General features: G+C 70.6%; 10 protein-coding genes. 5 read left to right on the top strand and 5 right to left on the bottom strand.

All coding sequences use genetic code 11. The features are described from left to right. A complete protein-coding gene (locus tag LOY02_RS10325; RefSeq protein WP_317182272.1) occupies window positions 1–1,668 on the bottom strand; it encodes a thiamine pyrophosphate-binding protein in 1,668 nt (555 codons plus the stop codon). Window positions 1,669–1,670: 2 nt separating this feature from the next. Continuing rightward, entirely contained in the window at window positions 1,671–2,441 is a 771-nt protein-coding gene (locus LOY02_RS10320) for a cyclase family protein (RefSeq protein WP_317182271.1), read from the bottom strand. Window positions 2,442–2,766: 325 nt separating this feature from the next. On the opposite strand from LOY02_RS10320, the gene LOY02_RS10315 reads away from it, so the two are divergent. Then, complete coding sequence (locus tag LOY02_RS10315) at window positions 2,767–4,941, top strand: hypothetical protein (protein WP_317182270.1); 2,175 nt, start codon at window positions 2,767–2,769, stop codon at window positions 4,939–4,941. Between the two features lie 226 nt (window positions 4,942–5,167). Here the strand turns inward: LOY02_RS10315 and LOY02_RS10310 are convergent, their stop codons facing one another. Beyond that, window positions 5,168–5,926, bottom strand: a complete 759-nt coding sequence (locus tag LOY02_RS10310; RefSeq protein WP_317182269.1) for a dienelactone hydrolase family protein — start codon at window positions 5,924–5,926, stop codon at window positions 5,168–5,170. A 173-nt stretch (window positions 5,927–6,099) separates the two neighbouring features. Between LOY02_RS10310 and LOY02_RS10305 the strand changes: the two genes are divergently transcribed. Further along, the gene (locus LOY02_RS10305) at window positions 6,100–6,570 is read left to right on the top strand and encodes a hemerythrin domain-containing protein (RefSeq protein WP_317182268.1); all 471 of its coding nucleotides are present in this window, start codon (window positions 6,100–6,102) and stop codon (window positions 6,568–6,570) included. 23 nt (window positions 6,571–6,593) lie between these two features. On the opposite strand, the gene LOY02_RS10300 is transcribed toward LOY02_RS10305, so the two are convergent. Beyond that, a complete protein-coding gene (locus tag LOY02_RS10300; RefSeq protein ID WP_317182267.1) occupies window positions 6,594–7,238 on the bottom strand; it encodes a type VI secretion system tube protein Hcp in 645 nt (214 codons plus the stop codon). 482 nt (window positions 7,239–7,720) lie between these two features. On the opposite strand from LOY02_RS10300, the gene LOY02_RS10295 reads away from it, so the two are divergent. Next, window positions 7,721–9,187 (top strand): amidase, encoded by a 1,467-nt coding sequence (locus tag LOY02_RS10295; RefSeq protein ID WP_317182266.1) that lies wholly within the window; start codon window positions 7,721–7,723, stop codon window positions 9,185–9,187. A 134-nt stretch (window positions 9,188–9,321) separates the two neighbouring features. Then, on the top strand, window positions 9,322–10,437 hold the full coding sequence (locus tag LOY02_RS10290; RefSeq protein WP_317182265.1) for a M14 family zinc carboxypeptidase: 1,116 nt from the start codon (window positions 9,322–9,324) through the stop codon (window positions 10,435–10,437). A 132-nt stretch (window positions 10,438–10,569) separates the two neighbouring features. Here the strand turns inward: LOY02_RS10290 and LOY02_RS10285 are convergent, their stop codons facing one another. Next, the gene (locus LOY02_RS10285) at window positions 10,570–11,877 is read right to left on the bottom strand and encodes a hypothetical protein (protein WP_317182264.1); all 1,308 of its coding nucleotides are present in this window, start codon (window positions 11,875–11,877) and stop codon (window positions 10,570–10,572) included. A gap of 165 nt (window positions 11,878–12,042) precedes the next feature. On the opposite strand from LOY02_RS10285, the gene LOY02_RS10280 reads away from it, so the two are divergent. Further along, complete coding sequence (locus LOY02_RS10280) at window positions 12,043–12,765, top strand: alpha/beta fold hydrolase (RefSeq protein WP_317182263.1); 723 nt, start codon at window positions 12,043–12,045, stop codon at window positions 12,763–12,765. Window positions 12,766–12,939: the final 174 nt, after the last annotated feature.

Below are 12,939 nucleotides of genomic sequence, written 5' to 3'. Positions count from 1 at the left end.
TCAGTGTCCGCGGAAGGCCTCCTCGAGCCACCAGGAGGGCCGGTCGCCGCGGACCTTGGCATCGACGAGCAGGGGCGTGTCGCGCGGGCCGTCGAGCCATTCCCTGATGCTCGTGAGGTCGTCGGCGGTCCGCACGGTGACGCCGGTGAACCCGTAGCCGCGCGCGATCGCCGCAAGGTCCGTCTCCGGGAAGGTGACGGTGTCGAGGGGGTGGCCGCCGGGGCCGAAATGATGCACCTCGGCTCCGTAGGCCTCGTCGTTGTAGACGACGACCACCATCGGCAGGCCGAGGCGGCGGACGGTGTCGAGCTCGGCGGCACTCATGAGGAGGCCACCGTCGCCGAGGGCGGCGACCGGCAGCCGGTCCGGCTGGGCCAGCGCGGCCCCGATCGCGGTCGCGAGACCCAACCCGATGGACTGGAACGCCTGGGTGAAGCAGAAACCCCGCTCGTCGGGGACCCGTAGGTACATGCTCGGGTAGCCCATGAAGTTGCCCGAGTCCACGGCCACGACGCGCTCTGACGGCAGCACGTCGTCCAGGGCCAGGGACAACGTCCTCGGGTCGATGAGGTCGGAGGTGCTCGTGTCCTCGAACGGCACGTGGTGCCAGCCCAGTTCGCGGCGCAGCCGCTCACCGACCTCGGGGGAGCGATAGCCCGGGCGCCCGGCGGCGCCGTCGCCCAGGTCGGCGCCGAGCAGCGCCTCGTCGAGGGCCGCAGCCGTCAGTGCCACGTCGCCGTGCACCGCGAAGGTCAGCTCTCGGTGGGCGCCCAGCGCCTCGGCCGTGTCATCGACCTGGACCACCGTCGCGCCGGGCGCGATCAGCGTCCCATGGCGCATCGTCCACATGTTCAGGGCGCAGCCCCACCCGACGACGAGATCGGCACCGCGGATCAGCTCGACGGCGAGAGGCGAGGCGAAACCGCCGGAGACGTCCAGGGACCACGGGTCGTCGTGGAAGAGCCCCTTCGCCACGGCCGAGGTCGCGAGGAGCGCTCCCGACCGCTCCGCGACGGCGACCAGCGCGTCGCGGGCGGTGCCCGACCGGGCTCCGCGGCCGGCGACGAACACCGGCCGTTCGGCGCCCGAGACCGCAGCGGCCAGCCGCTCCACGTCGGCGGTGGAGGGCGCGGGGGGTGGGGGCGGGGGCGGGAGGACCGCGGCGTCGGGACGCGACTCGGGGGGAACCTCGAGGCCCTGGACGTCCAGCGGGAGGTTGAGCACGACGGTGACGCGCTGGTGCACTGCCGTGGCCACCGCCGCCACCGTGTCTGTCACCGCCGAATCCGCCGAGGTCACCCGCCGCGCCACAGCGCCGACGGCCGCGGCCAGCCCGGGCTGGTCGACGTAGAAGTTCGACCGGGGCTGAGTCGCCTCGGCGGCAACGACGACGAGGGGGGTCCGCGACTTCGCTGCCTCGGCGATCCCCGTCATCGCGTTGGTCAGGCCACAGCCCTGGTGCACGGTGAGGGCAGCCGGTCGTCCGCTCGTCCGCGCGTAGGCGTCGGCCATCGTCGCCCCGCCGCCCTCGTGCCGGCTGGCGACGAAGCGGGCTCCGGCGGCCACCATCGCATTGGTGACATGGAAGTTCCCGGACCCCACGACCCCGAAGACGTGGTCGATCCCCGCCGCGACCAGGGCCCGCCCCACCGCCTCGGCGACGAGCACGGTCAGTCCTCGACGAGCGCGAGCACGCGGGTCGGTGAGCCTGACCCGCGGATGATCTTCAGTGGCGAGGCAACGATGACGGCGCCCACCGGGGGGAGCTGGTCGAGGTTCTGCAGCTGCGCCAGGCCGTACTTGCCCGCGCCGAGGAGGAACGAGTGGCACGGGAAGGCGGGGTCGAACGAGTGGGCCGCGCCGGCGTCGGTCCCGACCGTCTCGACGCCGATACCCTGCAGCGGCGACTCCTCCGCGACCCACCGCGCGCACTCGGATGACAGGCCGGGGCTGCTCGGTCCGGTCTCGGTGCGATTGATCATCTCGTCCTGGGTCACCCGGGCCGACCATCCGGTGCGGCACAGGAGCCACCCACCCTGCGGCAGCGGCCCGTGCTCGGCGACGAAGGCCTCGATGTCGGCGATCTCGATGAGGAAGTCCGGGTTGTCCGCCACGCGGTTCGTCACGTCCAGGACGACCGCGGGCGCGACGAAGGCGGCCACGGGGACGGAGGCGATGTCGTCGCGGTCCCTGCCGCTGATCCAGTGGATCGGCGCGTCGAAGTGGGTGCCCGTGTGTTCGCCGGTGTGGAAGTTGTTCCAGTACCAGGCCGGGCCGCGGTCGTCGTAGCGGCTGATCTCCTCGAGCTCGAACCGCGCCGTCTGCCCGAGCTCCGGGGGCAGCTCGAGCAGCGGGGTCTCGCTGGAGAGCGGGGCGGTCAGGTCGATGACCCGGACGGAGCCCGAGGCCAGTGCCGCGGTGAGGTCGGACAGGACGGACATGGGAAACCCTCCTCGTCGAGCGGTGCGCAGCCGCAGGGGCGGTCGCCCCTGACGGTAGGGCCAACACCGGATCGTGCCAACCCCCGGTGACGTGGGAGGGGTGTGCCACCCCAAGCCAGGCCGTATGCCGGCTGGGCCGGGGCTGCGTGTGCCCGTGACCGTTTCGTTACCTTCGAGAGCGGTGAAGTCGGGATATCGTCCGATGGGTGGGCGCCACCTTCGGGAACGGGTGGCCTCACGTCTGGGAGTGGCTGAAGACGACGGCCCGCCCCGGACCCACGCCGAAGTCGACTCCGCAACGAAGCGGGGTTGGGAGGGAATACCCTTGCGAACAAAGAGATTCCGCAGGCTAGCCGCCTGCGCGGCAGCCGCGACGATGGTCAGCCTCGGACTGGGCGCCCCCGCGATGGCGGACCACGTCTACGATCCTCCGGCCGATCCGGGCAGCGCCGGCGACACCACGATCTGGGTGCCGGTCAACGACAGTGCTGCCGGCGGCACCTACTACCAGCCCTTTACTCGGGTCTACGCGGACACCACCGACGCGGGCACGCCGGTCTACATCTACGTGCCGCAGGGCACGCCGCTCGACGGCTCGGCGCCCGACGGGGTCCACAGCCTCGACCCGGCCTTCGACCACAACCCGGCCGACGAGTTCGTGCCGTGCGAGGACAAGCTCGCCTCAGAGTTCACGCTCACCCAGGGGCAGATCGACTACCTCGGTGACCAGCTGAGGGACCAGATCGTCGCCGTCGACGAGGCCCACTTCGGCCCGATGGACGCCGCTGACCCGGCGGACGACGCGAGCGACTCGCTCGTGACCCTCGTCTACAACGTCCAGGACGACAGCTACTACGACTGCTCGGTCACGAGCTACACCGCGGGCTACTTCGCGCCCGACTTCATGACGAGCCTCGGGATGAACGTCATCACGCTTGACGCCTTCGACTGGGCCAACCGCGTGGGTGAGGACCCGAGCACCGCACCGTGGAGCGACGGCAACGCGGCCAACGACCGGCCCGAGCTCTACGAGGGTGTCATCGCGCACGAGCTCGAGCACCTTCTCATGAACTACTCCGACCCGGGCGAGCTGTCGTGGGTCGACGAGGGCCTCGCCGACATGGCGGCCTTCCTCAACGGCTACGACATGACGGGTAGCCACCTGACCTACCAGCAGGTGTTCCACCGCGAGACGTCGCTGACCCGCTGGGGCGGGGGCCTGGAGAACTACGGCGCCTCGTTCAGCTACTTCCTCTACCTCTGGGAGCAGGCGGGCGGCAACGGCGGAGGCAGTCTCGAGCCTGACCAGGTCTACGACGGCACCGCCGGCGACCTGCTCATCAAGCTGATCTTCGAGGAGCAGGCCAACGACATGGCCGGCGTCCAGAAGGCGATCGACGACTACAACGCCGCGACCGGCAGCGACCTCCGCTCGGCCAAGGACCTGTTCGAGGACTGGGCCATCACGATGAAGCTCGACGACGAGAACTCGGAGCGCTGGAACCTCGTCAACTTCGACCTCGGCCCGGCCTCGGGCGGGTGGACGATCGACATCGCCAATGATGTCTTCTGGGACGACCGCGGCTACTACAAGGGCGCCCAGCCGGACCCGAAGTTCAACAAGCCGGGCAACCGGCCGTCGTCGAGTGCGCTGCCGTTCGGTGTCTCCTACGAGACGTTCCGCAACCCCGGTCCGTATGTGACGCTCTCCTTCGAGGGCGAGGAAACGACCGAGGTGGCACCTCGTTCCGATCCTGACCACTGGTGGGGCGGAGCGGAGAGCCAGGCCGACCACCTCCTGGGCGTCGATGACGGCGCCGGCATCACCGGCGGCGAGACGGTGAGCTTCTGGAACTGGCACTTCATCGAGGAGGGCTGGGACTACGGCTTCGTCGAGGCGCTCGTCGGCGGCGAGTGGGTGACGGTTCCCGTGACCGACATGGCCGGCAACCCGGTCTCGACGAATGACGACCCGCACGGCAACAACACCGAGGGCAACGGCATCACCGGCACCTCCGGCGGCGAGTACTTCGTCGACGAGCCGATGTACGTCGAGTACCAGGCGGTGCTGCCTGCTGGCGCGACCGACGTTCGGTTCCGCTACTCGACTGACGCGGCCTACCTCGACACGGGCTGGTTCATCGACGATGTCGCTGTCGACGGCTCGCCGGTTGACGTCGCAGGCGAGGGCGACAAGCCGTTCATCCTGACGGACGGGGTCCAGGACAACGACTGGTCGTGGCAGGTCATCTCGACCTGTGACCTGACCCCGGGCGTCGACTCGGACAACGAGCTGACGGACGACGCAGGCAACTACGTGTACCGGTACGACGGTGCCGAGGGAACCACCGATGTCCTCGACACGAAGTGTGCCAACGGCAAGCAGGACGACTTCGCGCTCGTGGTCTCCAACATGCCGGCGGCCGAGGACGCGAGCGACCTGTCCACGCTCGACGCCTCGTACGACTACTCGGTGAACGTCCTTCGCGGACCGCGCTGATCGCACGGCGGTTCTGGACGAACAGGACTGCGGCACTGCTCACCCTCGGGGAGCAGTGCCGCAGTCGTGGGAGCAGGTGATGTGGCCTGGGCGCACGGCTCAACCGTCGCACGACGCGGCGCGCGAGGACCGGACCCGTCCGGTCGCGCCCAGGGGTCGATGCCTCAGGACCCGACAGTGCCCTTGACAGGGCCCGACAGGGGCCCTGCGAGCGAGGGTGGCTCTCTCAGCAGCGCCGCTCGACGACCACACCCGTCGGCGCAGGGTGGACGGCGGCACCGTGCAGGGTCTCGTCGAGCCAGTCGCCGAGCAGCCCGGCCACGAGCGCGAGCTGGGTGTCGCGGGGGATCGAGCCGTGGTCGCAGCCCAGACCACCGAAGGACGTCGAGTCGACGAACCCGCAGTGGTAGCCGCCCGCGATGGACACCCAGGTCGCCGGGGCAGGAGTCGCGGCATACAGCGGGCGGGTGCGGTCCGGCGGGACGATCCGGTCCTCGGCGCCGACGATGAAGAGGGCGGGTACCCGCAGGCCGGTCATCGCCTTCGCTGCGGAGGGCCGGGTCTGCGCAGCGGCGAGGGTCGCGACGGCGCCCACCTCGGGATGTCGGGCCGCGGCGAGGATGGCCGCTCCACCGCCCATCGAGTGCCCGGCGAACGCCGCGAGGGTGCGGTGCGCGGCGGTGACGTGGGCGCGAGACCAGACGATGGCATCCCAGAGGCTCTCGGCGAGGCGGCGGTGACTGGGCAGCAGGCCGGTCTGCGAGTCGGGGGCGATGACGACGTAGCCGCGGGCAGCGAGGCGGGTGAGAATCGAGTCATAGCGACGCGGGTGCTGGGTGAAGCCGTGGCCGAAGGCGACGACAGGGCAGGTGCCGGGACCGGCAGACCGGGGCTGGGACAGGCGCGCCCGGAACGGCCGTCTGACAGTCACGCTCACCGTCGTCGCGGCCGGAAGGTCGCTCGTCGCGAGGTCCGGGTCACCCACGTCGCCACGCTAGCCCGGGGAAGCGTCGGGCGGCCGGGCATCCAGGGGAGGTGGTCCGCGGCCCCGATCGGGGCTACACGTCATCAGCGACCTCCCCGCAGGGGGCTCTTCGCGTTGGGGCACAGCGGCATACGGCTTGATGGTCGTCATAAGGTGGCACGAGGAGGTGCACCATGACGGAGACCCTGGCGGCTGCGCTGGAGCGTGAGCACCGTGAGATCGACGAGGGGCTGGAGGCGTTCGCGGCCTCGCGTGGGACGGGCGAGCCAGACACGGCCGCGCTGGCGCAGGCGGTCGCAGGCCTGAGGCGGCACATCTACCTCGAGGAGGAGCTGTTCTTCCCGCCGCTGCGGGCGGCCGGGCTGATGGCGCCGGTGCTCGTCATGCTCCGTGAGCACGGGCAGATGTGGCGGCTGCTCGACGCGCTGGAAGCCGAGCTCGCCCGTGACCCCGCCGGTGACGCGACCGCTGGGCTCCTGGACGACCTCATGCCGAGACTCGAGGCGCACAACCTCAAGGAGGAGCGCATCCTCTACCCCCAGGCAGACACCGTGCTCGAGGGTGATCCGGGGCAGGAGCTGAGGGAGGTCATGGCAAGCGGCCGTATGCCGGACGGCTGGGTCTGCGAGATGGCCCGCGCCTGAGCGTGCCTGGCGCCAGACCTCGGTCAGGACCCCTGGCCCCGGACCACGTCCCAGGTGACGCTGGTCTTGGCGCCGACGCTGCCGTCCGACTTCTGCTGCCAGTAGGAGTACATGATCCTGGAGAACGTCAGCGAGGCGCTGTCGGTGGGCGCACTGCTGCTGCCGCTCGACTGGTACGAGGTGATCACGACATCGGCCATCCGCAGCTCAAGAAACCGGTTGCGGGTCTCGTCGGCGGTGACGCCTTCGAGCACTGCGGACGCGATGTGCCGGCCGTCCATCGTCGCGAGGAACAGCAGCGGCGACGCAGCGCTCAGGCCCGTCATGACGTTGAGTGGGCTGATGGTCGATCGGGCGGCGGCCGCACCTGCCCCCGTGGCGGCTGCGCTGGCGCTGGATGCACCCCATGAGTAGGAGAGGACCTCGATCCAGTCGCGGTGCGCTTCGTCTGCGCTCTCGCCCTTGATGTCGTCGATGCGGAGGTAGTAGTCCGCAGGCCCGCCCAACGCAGCTGCGGCCAGCCCGGCCTGCGCGGGCACGAGCCCTGCTTCTGCTGCTTGGGAGCTGACGCCGCTGAGAGCGAAGGCTCCGGCGACGGAGCCGAGGCCGAGGGCGCCTCCTTTGAGGACGCCGCGGCGGGAGGCGCCGGAAGTCTGGCTGATGGGCATCGAAGGCATCCCTTCGCCGGGGTGGCGCTGACGGCCACAACCCATCACGGTAGAACGTGGGGACACCTGCTGTGACCTGAATCATGAATCTGGTCGGCCGCGCCACCCTCGAGGTATGCGCAACGACCACGGCACGTGCCGGGCCGACATCGCGGACAAACGTCGACCCGCTGAACCAGTGCGGCAGGTGAACCCACCTTCGACGCCCGGGACGAGGCTCTGCCACTTCTGTCCAGTCAGTCCGAGCTCGTCGTCGCCATGGACGTTCCCGGTCTCGACGCTGACCTGCTCCGCGCCCTGACCGCGCTGCCGGCCTGCCGGCAAAGAAGCCCTCCGCGGGGACTTTCGCTCCTGAGCTTCGAGGGCCCCCGGTGCAAGGGTGAGTGTGCAGGGTACGCGGCCGCGGGCCGTCGTGCCGACTGACGCACGACGTCGTATGCCGCGGCGCTAGGCTCCGCGGCATACGGCCCGAGAGGTGGAACATGGACGACTACCGGACTCACGACGCTGTCGGCCTCGCCAGCCTGGTCCGCAAGGGCGAGGTCACGCCGGCCGAGCTCCTCGACGCGGCCCGTCGGCGCCGCGACGAGGTGAACCCGCGGATCAACGCCGTGGTCGCCGACCTCGACCCGCCGGTGTCCGTCGATGCACCTGATGCGCCCTTCGCTGGGGTGCCTTTCCTGCTCAAGGACCTCGCCCAGGACCTCGCCGGCCATCCGACGAGCGACGGCTCCCGATCCCTCGCCACCACCCCGCGCCGCGAGACGGCCACGGTGGTCCGGCGTTGGCTCGACGCCGGGCTCGTCATCTTCGGGAGGACCAACACGCCGGAGTTCGGTGCGAAGGGCATCACCGAGCCCGCGCTCTACGGACCCGCCCGCAACCCGTGGGACACCGCGCGCACCCCCGGCGGATCCTCCGGTGGGGCCGCGGCCGCCGTGGCCGCCGGAATCGTGCCCTGTGCGGCTGCCAGTGACGGAGGCGGTTCGATCCGCATCCCCGCCTCCGCATGCGGTCTCTTCGGGCTCAAGCCATCGCGGGGCCTCGTGCCCGCCGGTCCGTTGATCTCCGAGGCGCTCGGCGGCACGGCGACCAACGGCGTCATCTCGAGGTCCGTGCGCGACACCGCGGCGATGCTCGACGTGCTCGTCGGGCCGTCGCCCGACTCCGGCTACCTCCCCGCTGTGCCGGACACCCCCTACGCCGACGAGCTCGGTCAGGATCCCGGTCGGCTGCGCATCGCGCTCTGCACCGCGAGCTCCATCAACCCGGACCCGCATCCCGAGGCGATCGCCGCCGCGCGAGCCACCGCGGAGCTGCTCACCGAGCTCGGCCACGACGTCATCGAGCTCGACCGGGCTCCGTTCGACGATGCCGCCCTGGCCAAGGACTTCCTCACCACGTGGTTCGCCTACGCCGCCTACCAGGTGGAGCTGGCCAAGGAAATCACCGGCGCCGACGACTCACAGTTCGAGGCGGACACCCTTGTCATGGCCGCCCTGGGCCGGGCGACCAAACCCGTCGACCTGATCCGTGCCACCGAGAACCGGCACCTGCACACGCGCCGGCTCGTCGCCTTCCACGAGACCCACGACCTCCTGCTCACCCCGACCACCGCGACGCCACCGCCGCTCATCGGCGGGCTCGACCTCCCGGCGCGACTCCAGTCCGCGCAGGCGGCCCTGGTCAAGATCCGAGGGGCGGGGCTGCTTCGCTTCACGCCGGTCATCGACCGTCTCATCCGGGAGCAACTCGGCTGGGTTCCCTACACCCAGCTCGCCAACATCACCGGACGGCCGGCCATGTCGGTGCCGCTCCACTGGACGGCCGACGGTGTCCCCATCGGCTCGCAGTTCGTCGGCCGCCTCGGCTCCGAGGGCCTCCTGCTGCGGCTCGCGGCGCAGCTCGAGCAGGCCCGCCCGTGGGCGGACCGACGGCCCGCCGACTGACCTCCAGCGCAGGCGGCCGCCTTGACGGTGATCCCGCTCGCTGGAACACTGAAAACCGTCTGAAACCCGGGCAATTCGAGCGCGCTGCACACCCTCCACCCTTCTGAGCACGGACGCCTTGAAGGAGAAAAGTCATGCGCTTCAAAGCCATCGGTGTCGCCCTTGCGGCCGGCCTGTCCCTCGCCCTCGCAGGCCCGTCGGTCGCCGATCCGACGACCACGCCGGGCGGACCCTGGGACGACGGCCAGGAGAATGTCCAAGCCATCCACAGCTACGAGCAGCTCTGGGACACCCTGCGCTCCATCGAGCGCAGCTCGGACGGCGCGGTCGCCGTCGCCCCGGCGCCGCTGCAGTCCAACCTCGGCCGGGACATCCCCGTCGCCACCATCGGTGACGGGCCGGTCGACATCATGTTCATCGCCAACCAGCACGGCAACGAGTACGTCGTCAGCGAGGGCATGCTGTCCATTGTGCGGATGCTCGCCGGCAACTCGCCACAGGCCCAGGCGATTCGGGACGCGCTCACCGTCACCATCGTGCCGCGGGTCAACGTCGACGGCTTCGACGGCGACGTCGTCGACTCACGGGGCGCCACCACGCCGTGGCGGCAGAACTGGGATCCGACGTGTACCGCCTTCTGTGGCTTCTACCTCGCGGGCCGGGGCTACGACATCAACCGTTACCACTCCTACGTCGAGAGCGCCTACGACCACCCGTACAAGCCCGGTGCGGACACCGACAACCCGGTGCCGGAGGCCATCGCGATGCGCCTGCTCTGGGACGAGCGCCGGCCCGCGGTCGTCATCGACTTCCACCACCAGGGTTCGTATGTCGACGAGGACGGCCGCCTCATCACCGGCTCGATCATGTGGCCCAACGCGACGGAGGAGGCAGAGCGTCTCGGCATTGCCGACGAGTTCGCCGAGACCATCACCATGTCCAAACGCGCCGTGTCGGTCATGCTGACGTCGCTCGAGCAGTACGGCTACGCCAACATCACGCGTTACCCGAGCACGTCCACCCCGGGCATTGCGCGCAACGCGTACGGCCTGCTCGGCTCGACGTCGGTCCTCTTCGAGGTCCGCGGCGGCATCGGGGCGAAGTCCAACGGCTACCTCGCCAAGCACGCCGAGGTCACCGGCATGGCCGTGCTCACCGCAGCGGCAGACGGGTCCCTCTGGACCGCCAGCACGGAACCGGCCGACACCATCCGCGAGCGGGGCGACTTCGTGAGCAACCCGCACGAGTGACCACGTGACCCCGTCGGGGAGAGGGCCGTGTCCATGCTCCCAGAGAGCATGGACACGGCCCTGTCGGGAGGCGCTCGCCGGTCCGGTCTGCCGAGCCCACGGGCCGGGCTCGGGCACTCGGCCGACGAGGCGTCACCGCGTGCTGGCGTCGTCGCTCTCGAGGATCGGCAATGCGAGGTCCTCGAGCCCGGTCAGCCGCTCGTAGGCGCGGATCGCCTCGCGCAGGTTCCCCGCCTCACGGGAGGTGGCGAGCGCGACGTACTCGCGCCCGTCGCGGTCGATGGCGTCGGCGAGGGCCGTCACGTCCGCGCCCGGAGCATCGAGGCCCGTCAGCGACCACGTCCCGAAGGCCTTGAGGACCTGGGGGATCCGCTCGGCGACGGGCTCGTCCACGAGGACGTTCGCCGGCAGCACCGTGAGCAGCAGCTCGTGGACCCGCTCTGGGGTCCACCGCCTGAAGTCCTCCGGTGGAAGGAGGACGTCGGCCCCGACGATGAGGGAGATCGCGATGTCGTCGCGACCCTGCCCATCGGGCGTGAGCCCGAGACCGACCCTCGCCGCCTCCGCGGAGCGGGAGAACTCCTCGATGACGTCGGCGCGCTCCCGCAGGACCATCTCGGCGAAGTCGTCGACGTCCTCGACTCCCGGGCCGCCACGGAGGTCGACCTCGATCTCGGGCAGGGCGGACAGCAGCCACTCGAGGATCGGACGGCTGCTCGGCCACGTGTCCGACTCGAAGTCGTTGTCGAGGTCGTCGCCCTGGTCCAGGGCGTCCTCGAGGAGGGCCCGAGCGACACCGAGGTCCAGCTCCTCGAGCTCCACGTCGGCATCGTCATCAGGCACCCCTTCGAGGTGGACGAGGGCGTCGGCCACTGACATGGGCGCTGGGAAGGCGTCCTTGACGACCGTCCCTGCGGCATGGTCGATGTAGGTGAGGAAGGACGCCTCCCCGGCGCCGGCCCACTCGATGCCGAGGATGATGTCCTCGCCGATGTCGTCCTCGGCACTCACCACCGCTGCTCGCCTGACGCGGGTGTCACGAATATCCCTGAGCCACAAAGGCATCGGTTGGGTTCGGTGGCCCAGCTCCGCGTCGATCTCACGCACCAAATCCTCGTCCCTGACGAGGACGGCGAGGACGTGGAGGGCAGCAGTCGTCTCAGCCAGATCGACGCCGATGAAGGACTCGACGAGGCCGTGCAGGGCGTTGCCGGAGACCTCCGGGGCAGCCGCACCTTCCGTCGCCGTGACGATGGTGGACACGAACGCCAGCAGCTCCCAGGGATCGGGGTTCCTCAGGCGCTTGCGGAGCTCGAGCACGAGCGGCTGAAGGGCGTCACCTGGCTGGGTGGTGCCGCGCTTGGTCGGCGGCGCATCGCCGTCGCGAAGGATGCGCAGGCGTGCATCGCCCCGCTTGTGGCCCCGAGAACGCTTCCCCACGACATCACCCTTCCACCATCCTGCTCACGCCAGAACCTGCTCATCCTCCCACCACGGCAGCCTGCCGGCGGCCACTTCCCGACGCCTGCCGACGGCACAGTGGCGTGGTCACGGCAGAAGGGAGCGGGTCACCGCGAGCGGGTACGGCATCCGCATGACGGCAGAATGGGACGGCTGCACGGCAGGGCCGGCATGATGCGGGCTTCTCCACGACTCATCGACAGCCAGGTGCCCCAGGACCCGCGTGGCATCGTCCTCGTGCTCCACGGCGGTGGCGCTCGCAGACGGTCGATGCGCGTCAGTCCCGCCCAGCTCTCCGTCCTCCGGATGGTCCCCGTGGCAGCTCGCATCGCCCGCGCCGCGCCGGACCTCGTCGTTCAGCGTCTGCTCAACTCCTTCCGGGGGTGGGACACCCATCACACGCCGGTGCGTGACGTCGCCTGGGCGATCGAGGAGGCGAGGCGACGCTTCGGGCGCGACCTGCCAGTCTCGCTCGTGGGCCACTCCCTCGGCGGCAGAGCCGCCCTGCTGGCGTCCCGGATGCCGCCGGTCCGCTCGGTCGTCGCCCTGGCCCCGTGGGTCCACCCCCACGAGGGCCGGCTCGAGGCATCCGGACGCGACGTGCTCATCGTGCACGGGGACCAGGACCGCATCGCCAGTATCGCCAACGCGACCACCGTCGCCCGCGACCTCGGCGAGACCGCCCGTGTCGGCTTCGTCACCGTGCACGGCGGCAGCCACTCGATGCTGCGGCACCACCACGTCTTCGACGCGGTCGCCGCGCAGTTCGTGCGCGCCACGGTCACCGGGCGGCCGCCACAGGGTCCCTGGGGCGACGTGGTCACCCAGGTCCTCGACGGCGAGCGCTGGGTCGCCCTGAGGCCATGAAGCCATGCGCCTTGACGGCGGCGGCCCCATGACCCGCGCCACCCACGGCGGCCACCCTGCCACGGACCGGGCCCAGCGGCATACGACACTGGCTGGTGATCGGGGACCGATGCACCCGAGACGCGCTAGCGTCACACGGGTGAGCGACGAGTCCCCCGCCCCCATTCCCGACAC

This window comes from Intrasporangium sp., from assembly GCF_032907665.1.
GTDB lineage: Bacteria > Actinomycetota > Actinomycetes > Actinomycetales > Dermatophilaceae > Intrasporangium.
The sequence above is the reverse complement of the archived record's forward strand: the minus strand, read 5'-3'. Positions and strand labels throughout refer to the sequence as shown.